This window comes from Rhodopseudomonas julia, assembly GCF_030813515.1.
Lineage (GTDB): Bacteria > Pseudomonadota > Alphaproteobacteria > Rhizobiales > Afifellaceae > Afifella > Afifella julia.
The window spans coordinates 1,928,322-1,946,070 of record NZ_JAUSUK010000001.1 but is presented as its reverse complement, the minus strand read 5'-3'; the positions used below and the strand labels follow the sequence as shown (position 1 = coordinate 1,946,070).

The window sequence follows — 17,749 nt, the reverse complement described above, 5'->3', positions numbered from 1 at the left end:
CGTTCAGCTGCGATAATCGCCGTTGATGGCGACGTATTCCTTGGTGAGGTCGCAGGTCCAGACGGTCGCCTGGCCGCTGCCGAGCCCGAGATCGACCTTCACCGCAAGCTCCGCCCCGGTCATATAGGCGGAGGCGGCCTCTTCCGAATAATCCGGGTCGCGCGCACCGTCGACGGCGACGCGATGCGGACCGAACCAGATGGAAAGCCGGTCGCGGTCGGCGGGCTCGCCCGCCTTGCCGACGGCCATCACCACACGCCCCCAATTGGCGTCCTCGCCGGCAACGGCCGTCTTCACCAAGGGCGAATTGGCGATCGAAAGCGCGATCGTCTTCGCCGACGCATCGGTTTCGGCGCCCGTCACGGCGACTTCGAGGAATTTGCGCGCGCCTTCCCCATCCTTCACCACCTGGAAGGCGAGCGAACGACAGACCTCGGTCAAAGCCTCCATAAAACTCTGAAAATCGCCACTTCCCGGCACGATCTCCGCACCGGCCGTGCCAGTGGCAAAGGCGAGCAGCGTGTCCGACGTGGAGGTATCGCTGTCGACGGTGATCGCGTTGAAGCTCGTTTTCACGGCCTCCGACAAAGCCGTCTGCAAGGCCATCGGCGAAATCTTCGCATCGGTGAAGACGAAGGCGAGCATCGTCGCCATGTCCGGCGCGATCATGCCGGCGCCCTTGGCGATGCCCTGCACGTTCACCCGCCTGCCCCCGATCGTCACCTCTTTATGGGCGAGCTTCGGAAACGTGTCGGTGGTCATGATCGCTTCCGCCGCCTCGCGGAAACGGTCGCCGCGCGCCTCTTGAGCGAGCGGGCCGAGATGCCGCCGGAACGGCTCCGGGTCGAGCGGTTCGCCGATCACGCCGGTCGAGGCGAGAAAGATGTCCTCCGGCGCACAGCCGAGGGCCTCGGCGGCCGCCTCTGCGCTCGCCTTCGTCGCGGCCGCGCCCTTAGCGCCGGTAAAAGCGTTGGCATTGCCGGAATTGACCACGAGCCCCGCGGCACGTCCGCGCGGAAGCTGCGCCCGGCACCAATCGACCGGCGCAGACGGGCATTTCGACCGCGTGAAGACACCGGCGACCGTCGCCGGCGGATCGAAAGCGATCAGAAGGAGGTCGGTGCGGCCCTTGTAGCGGATGCCGGCCGCAACCGTCGCAAGCCGAACTCCCTCAAGTTGCGGCAGCTCCGCGAATTCGCGGGGCGCCAGCGGCGAAACGCTTGCGCTCATTCTTACTGGTTCTGCCCCGCATCGGCGCCGGAAGGAGCCCCATCATCGGAAGCGCCCGCTTCGGCCGCACCTTCATCGGACCCGGCTTCGCCATCCGCCGCAGGCTCGGCATTCGCCTTGTTGTAGACTTCGATGGTGGTGTCGTCGCGCAGCTTCGTCATCACCTCGTTGAACTTCTGCCGCACCAGAACGCCGCGCAGCTGTTCCTTGATGTCGTCAAGCGGCGGCGGGCTCGACATGCGCTTGTCTTCGAGCTTGATCACGTGCCAGCCGAATTCCGACTTCACCGGCTCTTTGCTGTATTCGCCGGGCTCCAGCTCGAACACGGCCTTGTCGAATTCCGGCACCATGCGGCCTTTCGGGAAATAGCCGAGATCGCCACCCTGCGGGCCGCTCGGTCCGGTCGACTTTTCCTTGGCGAGCTCGGCGAAATCCTTGCCGGCATCGAGCTCTTTGATGATCTCTTCGGCTTCTTCCTTGGTCGTCACGAGGATGTGGCGGGCATGCACCTCCTCCTCGGGTTTGAAGCCGGAAATCTGTTTGTCGTACTCCGCCTTCACCTCGTCGTCGGTGACGGCGTTGACGATCTCTTTCTCCACGTACTCGTTCCTGAGCGCGCGGGTCTTCAGGAATTCCAGGCGCTGATCGAAATCGGGGGTCTTGTCGAGCCCCTTCTCGCGCGCCGCCTCCGCCAGGAGCTCCATGTCGACGAGGACGTCGACGAGAACGGCGCGCCGGCGCGGGCCGGGCACGCGGTCGAGTTCGTCGGAGAAATCGTTCGCCGCTTCCGACAGATCCTTTTCGGTGATGATCGTGTCGCCGACGCGCGCCACCGCATCGGGCGACGGCGCCTCCTGGGCATGGGCGGAAGCGATGAAGGCACCGGTCGCGATGACGAGAGCGGCGAGGGCGCCGCTTGCGCCGCCGATCTTGCACGGCGTGTTCCGGATGGTCATGATGGGTCCTCGATCGACATCGGCGCGATGTCTGCGCAAGCGCCGCAGATTGACATGATTCACCTCCGTTCTTATCTCTCCCCCGGCCCGCCGTCCAGAAGCGGGGGCGCCGGCTCGACGGCTTTCAACGCTGATCCCCGCGCCACTTCGAAGCGATGAGCGGCCTCACGACACGCCGACATCGGTAATTTGCCGACGAAGAGGATGATTTTATGCTGGGCTTGGGCAGTTTGGGCCGCAAGGTCTTTGGCACCCCGTCGGACCGCCGCGTCAAAAAGTATCGTCCCCTCGTCGATCAGATCAATGCGCTCGAGGACGAGACGGCAAGGCTGAGCGACGAAGAGCTCGCCGGTCGCACCCTGGAATTCCGCCAACAGCTCGAAAACGGCGCCAGAGTCGACGATCTTTTGGTGCCCGCCTTCGCCACCGTGCGCGAGGCGGCGAAACGCGTTCTCGGACAACGCCCCTTCGACGTGCAGCTCATCGGCGGCATGGTTTTGAACGAAGGCGCCATCTCCGAAATGAAGACGGGTGAAGGTAAGACGCTCGTCGCCACCTTGCCGGTCTATTTGAACGCCCTCACGGGCAAGGGCGTCCACGTCGTCACCGTCAACGATTATCTGGCGAGCCGCGACGCGGATTGGATGGGCCGCATCTATCGCTTCCTCGGCCTTTCTGTGGGCGTCATCGTCCACGGCCTGTCGCAGGACGAGCGTCGCCGCGCCTACCGCGCCGACGTCACCTACGGCACCAACAACGAATTCGGCTTCGATTATCTGCGCGACAATATGGAATACGACCTCGGCGCCATGGTGCAGCGCGGTCACCATTACGCCATCGTCGACGAGGTGGATTCCATCCTGATCGACGAAGCGCGCACGCCTCTCATCATTTCCGGTCCGGTGGAAGACAAGTCGGAGCTCTATCAGGCGATCGACGCCATCATCCCGCAGCTGAAGCGGGAAGATTACGAGATCGACGAGAAGGTCCGCTCCGCGACGCTGACCGAAGACGGCACCGAACATGCCGAGCGTCTCCTGGAGGCCGCCGAGCTCCTGAAGGGCGACAATCTGTACGACGTGGAAAACGTCGCCGTCGTCCATCACCTCAACAATGCCTTGAAGGCGCACAAGATCTTCCAGCGCGACAAGGATTACATCGTCAAGAACGGCCAGGTCGTCATCATCGACGAATTCACCGGCCGCATGATGGAAGGCCGGCGCTATTCGGAAGGCCTGCACCAGGCGCTCGAGGCCAAGGAGCACGTCAAGATCCAGCCGGAGAACCAGACGCTCGCCTCCATCACCTTCCAGAATTATTTCCGCCTCTACGAAAAGCTCGCCGGCATGACCGGCACGGCGATGACGGAAGCCGACGAGTTCATGGACATCTACGGCCTCGACGTCGTCGAGGTGCCGACCAATGTCCCGGTCGCCCGCATCGACGAGGACGACCAGGTCTTCCGCACGGTGGAAGAAAAATACGCCGCGATCATCGAGACGATCAAAGATTGCCGCGAGCGCGGTCAGCCGGTTCTCGTCGGCACCACGTCGATCGAAAAGTCGGAGCTTCTGGCCGAGCGCCTCAAGACGAGTGGCATCAAGGACTTCAACATCCTCAACGCCCGCCATCACGAGCAGGAAGCCATCATCATCTCCCAGGCCGGCAAGCCCGGCGCCATCACCATCGCCACCAACATGGCCGGCCGCGGCACCGATATTCAGCTCGGCGGCAATGTCGATATGCGCCTCGCCGCAGAGCTCGGCGAGATGGAGGAAGGGCCCGAGCGTGAGGCCAAGGAAAAGGCGATCCGCGCCGATCTGGAACGCATGAAGCGCGAGGCACTCGATGCCGGCGGCCTGATGGTGCTCGCCACCGAGCGCCACGAAAGCCGGCGCATCGACAACCAGCTGCGTGGCCGTTCCGGCCGTCAGGGCGATCCCGGTCGTTCGCAATTCTATCTGTCCCTGCAGGACGATCTGATGCGCATCTTCGGCTCAGACCGCATGGACGGCATGCTGACGAAGCTCGGTCTCAAGGAGGGCGAGGCGATCGTCCATCCCTGGATCAACAAGGCGCTCGAGCGGGCTCAGAGCAAGGTCGAAGGCCACAACTTCGACATCCGCAAGAACCTGCTCAAATACGACGACGTCATGAACGACCAGCGCAAGGTCGTTTTCGAGCAGCGCATCGATCTCATGCGCCAGGAGGAGACGGCGGAAACCGTCCGCGACATGCGCCACGAGACGGTCGACGAAATCGTCTCCAAGCACATCCCCGAGCGCGCCTATGCCGAGCAATGGGATGTGGAGGGCCTGAAGGCGGAAGTCGCACAGATCCTCGCCCTCGATCTGCCGATCGATGAATGGGCCGCGGAGGAAGGCATCGCCGATGCGGAGATGCGCGAGCGCATCGAAAAGGCCGCCGACGAGCTGATGGCCCGCAAGGCGAGCCGTTTCGGCCCAGAGCTCATGCGCATGGTGGAAAAGCAGATCCTCTTGCGCACCCTCGACCAGCTGTGGCGCGAGCATCTGGCGCAGCTCGACCAGCTGCGCTCCGTCATCGGCTTCCGCGGCTACGGCCAGCGCGATCCGTTGAACGAATACAAGACCGAAGGCTTCGAGCTCTTCCAGGCGATGCTCTCCGAGCTTCGCCGTGCCGTCACCGCGCAGCTCATGCATGTCGAGCTCGCCGAGCGCGAACCGCTTGAAGAAACGCTGCGGCCGCCGGAAGGCGTCGCCCATCATGTCGATGCGACCACCGGCGAGGATGAATTTGCCATGGTCGATGGCGGCGGGTCGGAGCGGGCGGGAGCCGGCGCGCTTCCCGTCGGGGCCGGTGCGGCTGCCGCAAGCAGCGCTTATGCCGGCGGCGAAGGTGCAGGCGCCGCCATCATCGATCCCGACGACCCCTCCACCTGGGGCAAGGTCGGGCGCAACTCGCCCTGCCCTTGCGGCTCCGGCAAGAAGTTCAAGCACTGCCACGGCGCGCTGGTCTAAAGAGCGCGCCCCACAACCAGCGCTCTAGTCGGCCCGCACGCGGCCGGCTAGAATTGCTTTGAACAACAGCTCAGGATGACACCACCGCTCGTGCCGCAGGCGCGGGCGGCTCTTGGTGTCGGCCAAGGATCTTTCATGTCCTCAAGCACGCTCGTCGACAACGTCACCTCCTGGCTGGTCGAACAGGCCTTTGGCGAACCCGACCCGACCGAGCTCTTTCAAGGCATGTGCGATCGCATCTTCAGCGTCGGCATTCCGATCGGCCGCGCTATGGTCAATTGGACGACGCTCCACCCACTGTTTCAAGTTGAGGCGGTGATCTGGCGCGAAGGCCAGGAAGTCGCCTTCGAGCAGATCGCCTACAATCCCGAACCCGACCATGTCAGCGAGGCGTGGCGGCAAAGCCCTTTCAAGGTGCTGGTGGAGAGCGGCAGCGACGTCTTCCGGCGCGCGCTCCAGGGGCCGGAGAAACTCGTCGATTTCCCGATCCTGCAGGAATTCGCCGACGAAGGCTTCACCGATTACATCGCCTTTGCGATCGATCTCGCCATCCCCGGCAAAGGCATAGCGCACTCCCGCAGCGGCATCATCGTCTCGTATTGCTGCACGCGCCCGAGCGGCTTTTCAGATGCCGAGATCGCAGCGCTTCAGCGCGTCACCCGCCGCTTCGCTCTTTCCGGCAAGGTGATGATCCTGTCGCGCATGGCCAATACGATTGCCGAAACCTATCTCGGCCATCGCGCCGGCCCACGCGTGCTCGGCGGTCAGATCCATCGCGGCGACGGCGAGACGGTGCCGGCGATCATCCTCTACAGCGACCTCAGAAATTCCACGGCCTTCGCCGAGCGCATCCCGCGCGCCGATTACATCGACCTGTTGAATTCCTATTTCGATTGCATCGCCGCCTCCATCGAAGAGGAAGGCGGCGACATCCTGAATTTCATCGGCGATGCCGTCATCGCGCTGTTCCCGCTCGATTGCTGGTCGTCGGAGAACGAGGCTGCGCAGGCCGCGAGCCGCGCCATCGAAAAGGGCTGGCAAAGGCTCGCGCTCTTGAACGAGGCCCGAAGTGCGGCCGGTGAAGAGCCGCTCGATTACGGCGTCGGGCTGACGCGCGGCAACGTCATGTTCGGCAATATCGGCACGGCCTCGCGTCTGTCGTTTTCGGTGATCGGCCCAATCGTCAATCAGGTTGCGCGCGTCCAGGCGATGACCAAGGTTTTCGGCGTGCCGGCGCTTGCCGTCCAGAAAGTCGCGGACCACGCCCCCGCCCATTGGACGCCCCTCGGCGAACACACGCTCAGAGGCTTTTCGGAGCCCGTGGCGCTCTATGCCTGGGCAGGGCCGACACCGCACCGCCTCCCCGAGCCGGTCATGGAAACCGGGGATCCGAGCGCGCCCCCGAAAAAGCGCGCCCATCGCCCACGCGAAAGCGCGGCCGAAATGGACTTTCTGGCCAACCGCGCCGTCCGCGCCAAGGGGTAAGATTACCGGAGAGCGTCTATCTTTCTCTCCCCATAGCGCCAGAGATCATTGCTTCGCACCGCACCAGACGACGCGTGGTGGAGATGCACGTCGGGAAAGAGCGGGCAAGAGTCACCTTCAGAACAGGCGGCTCAGCACGCTTCAGCTGAAGGCCCAGGTTGCCCACACTCCCACGATGATGGCCGCAAGCCACATCGCACGCTCGATCAAGAGGCCTCTTCGTCGCCTCAGAGCATATCGCCTGAGGATCGGCTCGCTTGCAGTAAATTCATTATATCCCTCAACGATCTCTGTGAGATGATCGTTTTCGAGGGTCTCATAGATCCTGGCGCGATTTTCTCGGTCCTCCCGAGAAATCGAAATCAGCCGCCGGGTGACATCCAGTCTGGATTTCAGCTTTGAGAATGAGGGAAAGCCTTCGAGGACGGCTTCCGGCCCAAGTTTGTCGACCGCAATCGCAAGGTCCGCGGCAATCTTGGAGGTCGCAGCATCAATCGCGTCGTGGCGTGCGCGACTGCAGTCGAAATAGGCATCCCGGAGGAGAGCGATAGCCTCCGAATCCTCCCCGTCAGGTAGGCACTGTATCGCCTCCACGATGCGCCGACCAGCGTAGCGAAGCTCGTAAATAGCGGGATTGATGATCTCGCCATTTACTTGCTCGGCCAGCTTTATGGCCTTCTCAGCTCGATTCCACTCGTCACAGACAAGGCCGAGCTGCTTTTCCGCGTCACCCCCAGTTCCACGACAACAACAGCCTCAATCAGAGGGCATCGCTCGCCGAAGCGAATCCATCGCCTTGTCGGCGTCCCGTGATTGTTTGAGGAGCTGCGGCATGGTCATGGACCACCCGTTTTGCGCTGAAACGTTCCCACGCGACTGCTTCTTGATAATGCGATCGGTCGCGGCAGCTTTCGCGTTGTCGTAGTCCTTCAGCGTCGCCCATTCGAAGATTCGAAATGTCATCACGGTGCATAAATAGGAATCGCAGGCGCCTTGCGCCAGCATGACTCCCCCTCCAGTCGATAGCGGATCACCTACACGGTATTTGCACATGGCGCACGAAGTCACGCAACGTATTTTCAGCCACACTTGTAAGTAACTCTCCGCCACCGCATTGTTCGGCGGCTCACAAGCAGCGCCACATCGCTGGCACGTTGTGCGCGAGCCCATCGCCCCGCAATACGCCGGCTTTTCGCCGATCCATCACCGGCAGTGGCGTTATTGGTCGCTCGAGGAGAGCGCGTGATCGATGCGAGAGATGCCGATAGGCGCCCTGACGATGACCGAGTGGATTGCTGTATTCCTCTGGGACAAGACATCGCCGTCGCAATAAACCCCGTCTCCCGCGCGGACCCAAACACACCTTCTGAGCTCTGAGACATCCATGCCCGTCACGATCTCCCCTTACGAGAAAGCCGACCAGCAGGGCGTGCTCGATCTCATCCTGCCGATCCAGCAGCGCGAATTTGCGATCCCGATCACGCTGGACGAGCAGCCGGATCTTTGTGCCATCGAGAGTTTCTACCGGGTCGGCAAGGGCGATTTCTGGGTGGCGAAGGAGGGGGAGCGCGTCGTCGGCACGATCGCGCTCAAGGATATCGGCGACAACCAGGCCGCCTTGCGCAAGATGTTCGTGGCCGCGACCCATCGCGGCCGCCCCCACGCCGTCTCATCGAGGCTTTTGCAAACCGCGCTCGCCGCCGCGGCGGAACGCGGCCTCGCCGAGATCTTCCTCGGCACCACGGCAAAATTTCTCGCGGCCCACCGCTTCTATGAGAAGAACGGCTTTGCGGAGATCGACAAGACCGAGCTGCCGCCAAGCTTCCCGCTCGTCGACGTCGACACGAAATTCTACCGGATCGCGATCCCCCCTCTTCCCGCAACACCGGACTCAGGCGACAGGCATCTCCCAGCGAGCGGCTAAGTCGCCCTCCCCCGAACGGCCCCCCTGTCCCTCACACCCTGTGAGAGCACCCCATCGGCCGCATGGCTGGCGCCCATGCCCGCACACACCGCGCACGCCGAGCGGATTTCGAAGCCGATCCTTGAAATGTAAAACGTACGTTTTACATGCCCTGCGATGGAAACGAAAACCCGGCTCCTCGCCGCCGCCGAACAGCTCTTCGATCTGAACGGCTTCACCGCCACCGGGATGGACCGGTTGACTCAAGCCGCCGGCATGTCCACGCGCACCCTCTACAAGCATGCCGGCAACAAAACCGCCCTGATGGCGGCCGTTCTCGCCGAGCGCGATCGCCGCTTCATGCGCACGTTCAAGGGCGTCGAGAGCGTCGACGGCGTCTTTGCGGCTTTGGAGACATGGATGCGGGAGGAAGGCGCCCGTGGCTGTCTTTTCCTACGCGCCCTCGGAGAGACCGGCGGCAATATCCCGGAAGTTCGCGCCGCCGTCCTCGCCCAAAAGGAAGCCTTTCGTAGGCGCCTGGCCGAGATCCTCGCAACGGAGCTCGGCGAGCGTACCGGCGCGCGCCTGACGGATGAGGTTCTGGTTCTCTACGAGGGCGCGACGGCCGCCGCTGTCTATCGCGGTCCGGCCGCGGTCGCGGCGGCACGCCGAGCAGCGGCAATCCTTGTCGCCGACGCTGACGCCGGACAACGCCCGTGAGCCCGGCCCTTCGCCTGGGCGCCGTCGGTTTCGGCCTGATCGCCGTCTGTTACGGCTTTGCCCGTTTCGCCTTCGGTCTGTTTCTGCCGGAGGTCGATGCCGATCTGTCGCTCGGCCCGGCGCTGTCGGGCGTCCTCTCGGGCGGATCCTTTCTTGGCTATTGCCTGACGATCATTGCCTCGGCCGTCCTCACCGAACGTTTCGGGGCGCGCGCCGTGGCAATCGCGGCGGCCCTCGTCGCCGCGGCCGGCATGACCGCGATCGCCGCCGCGCCCAATGCCGCCTGGCTGGCCGGCGCCGTGCTTTTGGCAGGGTCGAGCACCGGCCTCGCCTCTCCGCCCATGGCCGCGGCCGTCGCTGCCGCGGTCCGGGCCGAGCGGCAGAACGCCACCAACACCGCGATCAATGCGGGCACCAGTGCTGGGGTCGCACTCTCTGGCCCCGTCGCCCTGGCGATCGGCGGGGAATGGCGTCTCGCCTTCGCGGGCTTCGCCGCAGCCGCCCTTCTCGTGGCGCTAGCAGCCGCAGTCGCGCTTCCGCCGACGCGCCGCAACTCCGCTGCGGGCAGTCACCTGCCACCCGTAACCGGCCCCTTGATCCGCCTCGTCGCAGCCTCTTTCCTCATGGGCGCCGCAAGCACCTCCCTTTGGTCCTTCGGCGGCGAGCTCGCATCGCAAAGGCTCGGCTGGGGCACGAGCGGCATCGGCGTTTTGTGGACCGCCATCGGCATTGCGGGAATTGCCGGCGCCTCGGCAGGCACCCTGGTGAAACGCTTTGGCATCGACCGGACGCATCGCGCCTTTCTGGCGATGATGGCGCTCGGCATCCTCGCGACCGGCTCGGCCCTCACCACCCCCGCAACGACGCTCGCAGGCGGCGCTCTCTTCGGCGCGGCCTATGTGATGCTGACCGGAATCTATCTGGTTTGGGGTGTTTCGGCGCTCTCCAGTCGCCCAGCGACAGGCCTGATGATTGGCTTTCTCACCATCGCCATCGGCCAGACGGCGGGAGCCCCCCTCTTCGGTTTCATCCTGGACGCCTTCGGTCCGGATCAGGCCGTCATCGTCTTTGCCGCTATCGGGCTCGCGGCCGGGATGATGGGCTACGAGCGCCTCGGCATTTTCGGGGCACCGGCCGCCGGAAGATGCCCCGAGGTCCGATGAGGCCGAGGCCGAAAACCCGCGCCACTCGAAAGATTGCATGGCGTCTGAACGGCATCGCAGGCGAAACGGCGGTCGCAACAAGACCCTCTAGGCAGTGCAGGGAATGCGCGAGCGAAAACGAAGAATGAGCGCGCCCCCAAAAAAAACGGCGCGGTCGCCCGCGCCGTTCGTGTGCTTTGAAGCCGTCTTTTGAAATCGCTGCCTGGCCCGAAAGGCCGCGGCCAGCATGGCTCGCGCTACCAGACTTTCTTGATCAGCCGCGACAGGAGGCCGGCGTCCTCTTCCTGCTGCGGCGCGTAGGCGGTCGCCATCGCGGGCTCTGCGCCCGTCGGCGTCTCGGAGGCGACCTGCGTTTCCGCGCCCGTCTTGCCGCTTTCGGAGCGTTCCGGAATGCTCGCCGTCATCACAGGCGCATCGGCCGGCGTCGACATCGGAGCATTCTGCGGGGCGTTCCGGGATGCGGCTTCGGCCGGCATCGTGCCGCGGGCGAGCGCCAGAAGCGTCGGCGGCACTTCGTTCTTCTGCCTCGGATCGCGCATCAGATCGGCGACGGCGATCTTGGCATAGTCGCGGTCGTTGAGATTGCTCGCGATCTTGTCTTCGCGCAGCTCGTCTTCGGCGCGCTTCTTGGCGACAGCGAGACGAACCGTATCGTCCACCTTCGGCGCGCAGGAGGCACTCGGCGAATAGCTCATGCCGGCCTGGCGCTCGGTGCCGAAGACATATTGCTTCGAGCACACGGCGACTTTCGGTTCCTGGCGGGTGAGCTCGAAGACGTCGCTGCCCTCTTTCAGCATTTTCCAGAAGGCGTAATTCTCGTTGCGGCGATGCTTGGCGAGATTTTCCGGCGTCATGCGGAACGGGAAGGCATGCACCTGGAAGGATTTCTGTCCGCCCTGGAAGGCAAGCCGCGCCAGCGTGTAGATTTCCTGGATCTGGTCGTCGTCCATGGCGTAGCAGCCGCGCGACGAGCAGGCGCCGTGCACCATGAGATGCGAGCCGGTGCGCCCGAGCGAACGGTCATAGGCGTTCGGATAGCCCATGTTGAACGACAGATAGTAGGAGGAGTTCGGGTTCAGCTGCGCCGGCGTGATGGTGTAAAAACCTTCCGGCGCCTGACGATCGCCTTCCCTCTGCTTGGGGCCGAGCTTACCCGACCATTTGCAGATGTCGTAGGTTTTGAGGAGCGCGTATCGCCCGGTCGCCTTCTCCTGCTTCCAAACCTCGAGCTCCGATTCCTCCTTGAACAGGCGAACAAGGATCGGGCTCGTCTCGCTCATGCCCTTTTTGGCGATGAGCGATTTGGTGGAATGCGAAAGCGGCCGAAGATGCTTGGCCATGCCCTCGAAATCGTTGCAGCCGGCAAGGATGAGAACCGCCAGACCTGTGACGATGAGAGCCGCGACGCGCGCAGCGCGTGAAAAGAATGCTGTCATCATGACCCGAAGAGCCTCTTCCCCTGTCTCTTGCGGATTTCTAAAGGCATATCGTTGCCGGGAGGTTTAAGCCAATGAAATGCGGCGATTTCCTGCCGCACCCACGGCGAATTTCGCCGAGTGTGACGAAATCGTCGCAGACACCGCGAATTTCGCGGTCAGCGGCACTTTTCCCCGGTCTGCTTGGCTGAAACTCTCCGAACGCGGCTCGAGACCGCGAAATCAGCCGAGACTGCGTCCGATCGCCAGGAATTTTTCCCGCCGCTGCAGCCGGATATCATGCGCCGGCAGGCCGCGGAATTCGCCGAGCGCGCCGGCGATCACGTCGCCCACGGCAGCAATCACGGCGTCCGGATCGCGATGGGCGCCGCCCAACGGCTCGCTGATGATGGAGTCTATCACCTTGAGATTCTTGAGATCTTCGGCCGTCACCTTCATCGCGGTGGCGGCCTCTTCGGCGCGTGTGGAATCCCGCCACAGGATCGATGCAGCCCCTTCCGGGGAAATCACCGAATAGATCGCATGCTCGAGCATATAGACGCGGTTGGCGGTGGCGAGCGCGATCGCGCCCCCCGATCCGCCCTCGCCGATGATGACGGAAACGTTCGGCACGCCGAGCCCGAGACAGGCCTCCGTGGAGCGCGCAATCGCCTCCGCCTGGCCTCGTTCCTCAGCCCCGACACCCGGATAAGCCCCTGCCGTATCGACGAAAGCGATGACCGGCAGGCCGAAACGGTCAGCCATTTCCATGAGCCTCACCGCCTTGCGGTAGCCCTCCGGGCGGCCCATGCCGAAATTGTGTCTGAGCCGCGACTGCGTGTCGAAACCCTTCTCCTGGCCAAGGACAGCCACCGGCTCGCCGCGGAAACGTCCGAGGCCGGCAAGAACCGCGCGGTCTTCGGCGAATTTCCGGTCGCCGGCAAGGAGCGTGAAGTCCTTGATCAGCGAGGAGATGTAACGGCTCGCATGCGGCCGGTCGGGATGGCGGGCAACGAGCGCCTTCTGCCAGGGCGTTAGCTTGGCATAGAGGTTCTTGAGCGCATCCCGCGCTTTCGTTTCCAGATTGGCGATTTCCTCGTCGGTGGAAACGCTGTCATCGCTTTCCTGCAGCCGACGCAGCTCCTGAATCTGGCCTTCGAGGTCGGCGACGGGTTTTTCAAAATCGAGGAAGTGGCGCATGTAAGGCAGTTGATCCTTAAGGTGGCCGCAAACTGGCGATGGGGCGTTGTCAAGTCAAGCGGAGGCGACAATCGGCCCCCATCTCATCGTCAGCCGCGCTTTGAGGGCGACATCATCAGCGCATGCGCCCAAGAGGGTGATGTTCCTGGACGAGCGTCTTCATACGCTCCTCCAGAATATGGGTATAAATCTGTGTAGTCGAAATGTCGGCATGGCCGAGCAAGGTCTGCACGGCCCGGAGATCGGCCCCGCCTGACAGGAGATGCGTCGCGAAGGCGTGACGCAAGACATGCGGCGATAGGCGCGCCGGCGATATGCCGGCCTCGATACCGACCTCCTTCAAGTCACGCGCAAAAGCCTGGCGCGTCAGATGCCCGCAGGCCGACGCTGCCGGAAACAGAAACGGGCTTCGCCCCGCCTGCCTTTCGCTGAGGAGGGCTCGGTAATCGCGCATCGCCAGACGGGCGTCTTCGTTCAAAGGCACAAGCCGTTCGCGCCCCCCTTTGCCGGTTACGATCAGAAAGGGACGCTCACCGGTCGCAGCACTCGCCGGCAGCCCGACGAGCTCCGAAACGCGCAGGCCGGTGGCGTAGAGAAGCTCCAGAAGCGCGCGCGTACGTGTTGCAGCCAACCGCCTCGCAGACGGCGCCTCGCGGTCTGCCCGCGCGCGCGCGGTCTCCAACAAGGTACCAACCTCTTCGACAGACAAGGTCTTTGGCAGTCCGCGACGCGGCTTCGGACGATCGAGAACGATCGTCGGATCGTCGCGGCGCAGGCCTTCGGAAAGGAGGAAACGGAAGAACTGGCGTAGTGCGGAAACCCGCCGGCTTTGCGTCGCCGGGCTCATGCCGCGCCCCGCAAGCGTTGTGATATAATCGCGCACACCCTCGCCACCGACCGCACGCAGATCGCTGATCGTGCCGAGGGCATCGAGCAGGTCGCGCCGATAAGCCGCAAGCGTATTGGCAGACGCCCCCCGCTCAGCCGCCAGCATCTCCAGAAACGCTTCGATATCGAGACGATCGCGCGGTCGGCGCGGGCGCGGCCGAGCATCCCCCGTTGGGGACGAGGCTGCACTCACTGATTGACCCGCTCCGCAGGAATACGCACGCTCATCTCCCGAGGATTGGGCTCCACAAGAAGCGTCAGCGCGATCATGCCACCGTAGACGATTGCGGCCAGAACCGCGATGACAAACAAGAAGCGAAAGAGACTTGGCATTCGAACCGCCCGTTTAGGTGAGCCCCTTATCGCCGCTTCCGCTGCTATTTCAAGGGATGCACGGCAACAGATAAAGCTTTATAGCGAGCCGATTATGGGCCGGGACGGGGCATGTTGCGAACTGAAAGCAAGAAATATTCACGCATTGAGGAAGGCGCCGCGGAACGCGTCGTCGAGCGTTTGGGTGCGCGAAACATCGTCCTCGTGGGGATGATGGGTGCTGGCAAGACCAGCGTCGGCCGCCGCCTCGCTGCGACACTCAACCTTCCTTTCAAAGATGCCGACCAGGAAATCGAAGCGGCCGCCAACCTGACGATCGCCGACATTTTCGCGACTTACGGCGAAGCGCATTTTCGTGAGGGAGAGAAGAAGGTCATCCGGCGTCTTCTCACCACGGGCCCGACGGTGATTGCGACCGGCGGGGGCGCGTTCGAAGACGCGGAGACACGTCAGGCGATCGCCAATGACGCCGTCTCGATTTGGCTCAAGGCCGATCTCGACCTCCTCTTCGACCGTGTCAGGCGCCGATCGAATCGGCCGCTCTTGCGCAAACCCAACCCGAAAGAAATCTTGGCGGATCTCCTCGCCCGCCGCGAGCCCACCTACGCCCTCGCCACACTCACGGTCGCCTCCCGCGACGTGCCGCACCACACCGTCGTGGCAGACGTTCTTTCCGCCCTTGATAAATTTCTGACCAGCGAGAACCCATCATGAGTTCCGTACATGTGGAGCTTGGCGAGCGCAGCTACGACGTGCTCGTCGCCGCCAATCTCATCCCCAATCTCGGACGCCACATGGCCGCGCGGATGGACGCCCGCCGCGCCGCAATCATCACAGATGAGAATGTCGGCCGCCTGTATCTTGAACCCGTTCGCCGGGCCCTCAGCGACGCAGAAATCGACTGCGTCGAAATCATCGTCGCGCCTGGGGAGGCATCCAAAAGCTTCGCCACTCTGGAACGCGTAGTGAGAGAGCTGCTTGCGGCCCGGCTCGAACGGTCCGACATCGTCGTCGCGCTCGGCGGCGGCGTGGTCGGCGACCTGGCAGGCTTTGCCGCCGCGATCACCCGCAGAGGCATGACACTCGTCCAGGTGGCGACGAGCCTTCTCGCTCAGGTGGATTCATCCGTCGGTGGCAAAACCGGCATCAACACGCCGGAAGGCAAGAACCTCGTCGGCGCCTTCTTCCAGCCGCGGCTGGTCCTTGCCGATACGGGTGTGCTCGATACCCTTCCGCCACGCGAGTTTCGTGCCGGCTATGCCGAAGTCGCCAAATACGGATTAATCGACGATGCCGATTTCTTCGCGTGGCTCGAGGAAAATCAGCCGGACGTGTTCTCCGGCAAGGACGCGCGCGGAGAAGCCATCCGCCGAAGCGTGGCAGCCAAAGCGCGCGTCGTCGCTGCCGACGAACGCGAAGCGGGAGTGCGGGCCCTCCTCAATCTCGGCCACACTTTCGGACATGCACTTGAGGCTGCATGCAACTACGACGCCAGCCGCATCATCCATGGCGAGGGTGTGGCGATCGGAATGGCCATGGCTCATCGCTTTTCGGTCCAGCAGGGATTTTGTGCGCCGGAGGCGGCGGAGCGCGTTGAGAGACATCTTGCCGCCGCGGGCCTGCCAACCCACATGAACAGCATTCCGGGTAGCGGATTTTCCACCTCGGAATTGATGGATCACATTGCCCAGGACAAAAAGGTCAAAGCTGGCCGTCTCACCTTTATCTTGAGCCGAGGGATTGGTCAGGCTTTCATCGCGGAGGATATCGCACCCCATTCGGTAGAGGCTTTCCTCACCGACGAGCTTGCAGCCAAGCCGGCGCCCGCCCCTCAAACAGGAGAATAACCCATGTGGCTCGCAGCCACTCTGCTTGCCATTGTCATTCTGCTTTTCCTTTCCGCCTTCTTCTCCGGATCGGAGACCGCTTTGACGGCGGCATCACGCGCCCGCATGCACCAGATGGAGAGGTCGGGCGATGCGCGAGCGGGCATCGTCTCACGTCTGATCGATCGTCGCGAACGCATGATCTCCTCGCTGCTTCTCGGCAACAACCTGGTCAACATCCTGGCGTCCGCCCTCGCCACGGCTGCCTTCATCGACATGTTGGGCGATGCAGGTGTGGCGGCAGCGACGTTCGTCATGACGGTCCTGGTCCTCGTCTTTGCAGAGGTCTTGCCGAAAACCTGGGCGATCACGACGCCCGACCGCTTCGCCCTCGCCGTCTCACCTTTCGTTTCGACGGTCGTGCGTGTCTTCGCGCCCGTCGTGATGGCCGTTCAGCGCTTCGTATCGTCGCTCTTGCGCCTGTTCGGCGTTGCGGCGAGCAATGAAGTGCTTTTGTCGGGCCACGAGGAGCTTCGTGGCGCCGTCGATCTTCTGCACCGCGAAGGCAGTGTGCAAAAGGGTGCTCGCGACATGCTGGGCGGTCTTTTGGACCTCAACGAGCTCGATGTCTCCGACGTCATGGTTCACCGCACCGCCATGCAGGCCCTCAATGCCGATGATCCGGCGGAAAAGCTCGTCACCCAGGTGATTGAGAGCCCCTTCACGCGCTTGCCCCTTTGGCGCGGCGAGACCGAGAACATTGTCGGAATTCTCCATGCCAAGGACGTCTTGCGGGCGCTCGCGGCTGCTGGCGGCGACGCGACCGCCCTCGATATCATGGCGGTTGCCTCAAAGCCCTGGTTCGTGCCCGACACGACCTCCTTGCAGGCGCAGCTCAACGAGTTCCTGCGCCGCAAAATTCACTTTGCGCTCGTCGTCGACGAATACGGCGAAGTGATGGGCCTGATCACCTTGGAGGACATCCTGGAAGAGATCGTCGGCGAGATCGCAGACGAGCACGATGTGGAGATTCAGGGCGTACGCCAGCAGCCCGACGGCTCCATCATCGTGGAGGGTACTGTGCCAATCCGCGATCTCAACCGCGCCTTCGACTGGACACTGCCCGACGAAGAGGCGACGACCATGGCGGGGCTTGTGATTCACGAAGCACAGACCATTCCTGAAGCCGGACAGGAGTTCACCTTCCACGGCTTCCGCTTCAAGGTTCTGCGCAAGACCCGGAACCGGCTCACTCAGATACGGGTGACCCCGGTCACGCCAGTGGCGACCGCACAGGTGCCGAGCTTGCCGATCTAGACGCTGGCGGCCCTCGCTTAGGAGGCTGGCCGCCCTACCGGCTGCCTTCGCTAGGCGCATACGCCCGCACGGCGAGCGCGTGCACTCTGTTCTTCAGCTCCTCGACCAGGATTTCATTGATCATGCGATGGCGCTCCACACGGCTCTTCCCTTCGAAGGCCGCAGACACAATATGGATACGGAAGTGGCTCTCACCCTCAGGATGTGCGCCACCATGACCGGCATGAAGATGCGATTCATCGGTAATGGTCAGCTCCTCGGGGGAAAGGGCACCATTAAGTTTGTCTTCCATATTTTCACGAACGCTCATCGTT

Annotated in this window: 16 protein-coding genes; 8 read left to right on the top strand and 8 right to left on the bottom strand. The window is 63.3% G+C overall.

Annotated elements, in window-relative coordinates; genetic code table 11:
• Window positions 1–3: 3 nt before the first annotated feature.
• Entirely contained in the window at window positions 4–1,230 is a 1,227-nt protein-coding gene (argJ, locus tag J2R99_RS08945; protein ID WP_307154072.1) for a bifunctional glutamate N-acetyltransferase/amino-acid acetyltransferase ArgJ, read from the bottom strand.
• 2 nt (window positions 1,231–1,232) lie between these two features.
• Window positions 1,233–2,186 (bottom strand): peptidylprolyl isomerase, encoded by a 954-nt coding sequence (locus J2R99_RS08940; RefSeq protein WP_307154071.1) that lies wholly within the window; start codon window positions 2,184–2,186, stop codon window positions 1,233–1,235.
• Window positions 2,187–2,398: 212 nt separating this feature from the next.
• On the opposite strand from J2R99_RS08940, the gene secA reads away from it, so the two are divergent.
• A complete protein-coding gene (gene secA / locus J2R99_RS08935) occupies window positions 2,399–5,185 on the top strand; it encodes a preprotein translocase subunit SecA (RefSeq protein ID WP_307154070.1) in 2,787 nt (928 codons plus the stop codon).
• Between the two features lie 135 nt (window positions 5,186–5,320).
• Entirely contained in the window at window positions 5,321–6,670 is a 1,350-nt protein-coding gene (locus J2R99_RS08930) for an adenylate/guanylate cyclase domain-containing protein (protein WP_307154069.1), read from the top strand.
• 756 nt (window positions 6,671–7,426) lie between these two features.
• On the opposite strand, the gene J2R99_RS08925 is transcribed toward J2R99_RS08930, so the two are convergent.
• Window positions 7,427–7,675, bottom strand: coding sequence for a hypothetical protein (locus tag J2R99_RS08925; protein WP_234629146.1), 249 nt, complete (start codon window positions 7,673–7,675; stop codon window positions 7,427–7,429).
• Window positions 7,676–8,054: 379 nt separating this feature from the next.
• Here J2R99_RS08925 and J2R99_RS08920 point away from each other — a divergent pair, with 379 nt between their 5' ends.
• The 3 genes from J2R99_RS08920 to J2R99_RS08910 all read left to right on the top strand — a co-directional run bounded on the left by J2R99_RS08920 (window position 8,055) and on the right by J2R99_RS08910 (window position 10,456).
• Window positions 8,055–8,594, top strand: a complete 540-nt coding sequence (locus J2R99_RS08920; protein ID WP_307154068.1) for a GNAT family N-acetyltransferase — start codon at window positions 8,055–8,057, stop codon at window positions 8,592–8,594.
• A 156-nt stretch (window positions 8,595–8,750) separates the two neighbouring features.
• Window positions 8,751–9,293 carry a TetR/AcrR family transcriptional regulator gene (locus J2R99_RS08915; RefSeq protein ID WP_307154067.1) on the top strand — a complete coding sequence of 181 codons (543 nt, stop codon included), beginning with the start codon at window positions 8,751–8,753 and terminating at the stop codon, window positions 9,291–9,293.
• Window positions 9,290–10,456: an MFS transporter gene (locus J2R99_RS08910; protein WP_307154066.1), complete on the top strand. Its 1,167-nt coding sequence runs from the start codon at window positions 9,290–9,292 to the stop codon at window positions 10,454–10,456. The genes J2R99_RS08915 and J2R99_RS08910 overlap by 4 nt, the downstream gene beginning before the upstream one ends.
• A gap of 236 nt (window positions 10,457–10,692) precedes the next feature.
• On the opposite strand, the gene J2R99_RS08905 is transcribed toward J2R99_RS08910, so the two are convergent.
• The 4 genes from J2R99_RS08905 to J2R99_RS08890 all read right to left on the bottom strand — a co-directional run bounded on the left by J2R99_RS08905 (window position 10,693) and on the right by J2R99_RS08890 (window position 14,292).
• Window positions 10,693–11,895 carry a L,D-transpeptidase family protein gene (locus tag J2R99_RS08905; RefSeq protein ID WP_307154065.1) on the bottom strand — a complete coding sequence of 401 codons (1,203 nt, stop codon included), beginning with the start codon at window positions 11,893–11,895 and terminating at the stop codon, window positions 10,693–10,695.
• A 219-nt stretch (window positions 11,896–12,114) separates the two neighbouring features.
• Window positions 12,115–13,071: an acetyl-CoA carboxylase carboxyltransferase subunit alpha gene (locus J2R99_RS08900; RefSeq protein WP_307154064.1), complete on the bottom strand. Its 957-nt coding sequence runs from the start codon at window positions 13,069–13,071 to the stop codon at window positions 12,115–12,117.
• A gap of 115 nt (window positions 13,072–13,186) precedes the next feature.
• On the bottom strand, window positions 13,187–14,083 hold the full coding sequence (locus J2R99_RS08895; RefSeq protein ID WP_307154188.1) for a site-specific tyrosine recombinase XerD: 897 nt from the start codon (window positions 14,081–14,083) through the stop codon (window positions 13,187–13,189).
• Window positions 14,084–14,148: 65 nt separating this feature from the next.
• Window positions 14,149–14,292, bottom strand: a complete 144-nt coding sequence (locus J2R99_RS08890) for a histidine kinase (RefSeq protein ID WP_092814517.1) — start codon at window positions 14,290–14,292, stop codon at window positions 14,149–14,151.
• Between the two features lie 111 nt (window positions 14,293–14,403).
• On the opposite strand from J2R99_RS08890, the gene J2R99_RS08885 reads away from it, so the two are divergent.
• The 3 genes from J2R99_RS08885 to J2R99_RS08875 are packed head-to-tail and all read left to right on the top strand — an operon-like array spanning window position 14,404 to window position 17,435.
• Window positions 14,404–15,006, top strand: a complete 603-nt coding sequence (locus J2R99_RS08885; RefSeq protein ID WP_307154063.1) for a shikimate kinase — start codon at window positions 14,404–14,406, stop codon at window positions 15,004–15,006.
• A complete protein-coding gene (gene aroB, locus J2R99_RS08880; protein WP_307154062.1) occupies window positions 15,003–16,139 on the top strand; it encodes a 3-dehydroquinate synthase in 1,137 nt (378 codons plus the stop codon). Before J2R99_RS08885 ends, aroB begins: the two co-directional genes overlap by 4 nt.
• A 3-nt stretch (window positions 16,140–16,142) precedes the next feature.
• Window positions 16,143–17,435 (top strand): HlyC/CorC family transporter, encoded by a 1,293-nt coding sequence (locus tag J2R99_RS08875; protein ID WP_307154061.1) that lies wholly within the window; start codon window positions 16,143–16,145, stop codon window positions 17,433–17,435.
• A 34-nt stretch (window positions 17,436–17,469) separates the two neighbouring features.
• On the opposite strand, the gene J2R99_RS08870 is transcribed toward J2R99_RS08875, so the two are convergent.
• Window positions 17,470–17,745: a BolA family protein gene (locus tag J2R99_RS08870; protein WP_307154060.1), complete on the bottom strand. Its 276-nt coding sequence runs from the start codon at window positions 17,743–17,745 to the stop codon at window positions 17,470–17,472.
• Window positions 17,746–17,749: the final 4 nt, after the last annotated feature.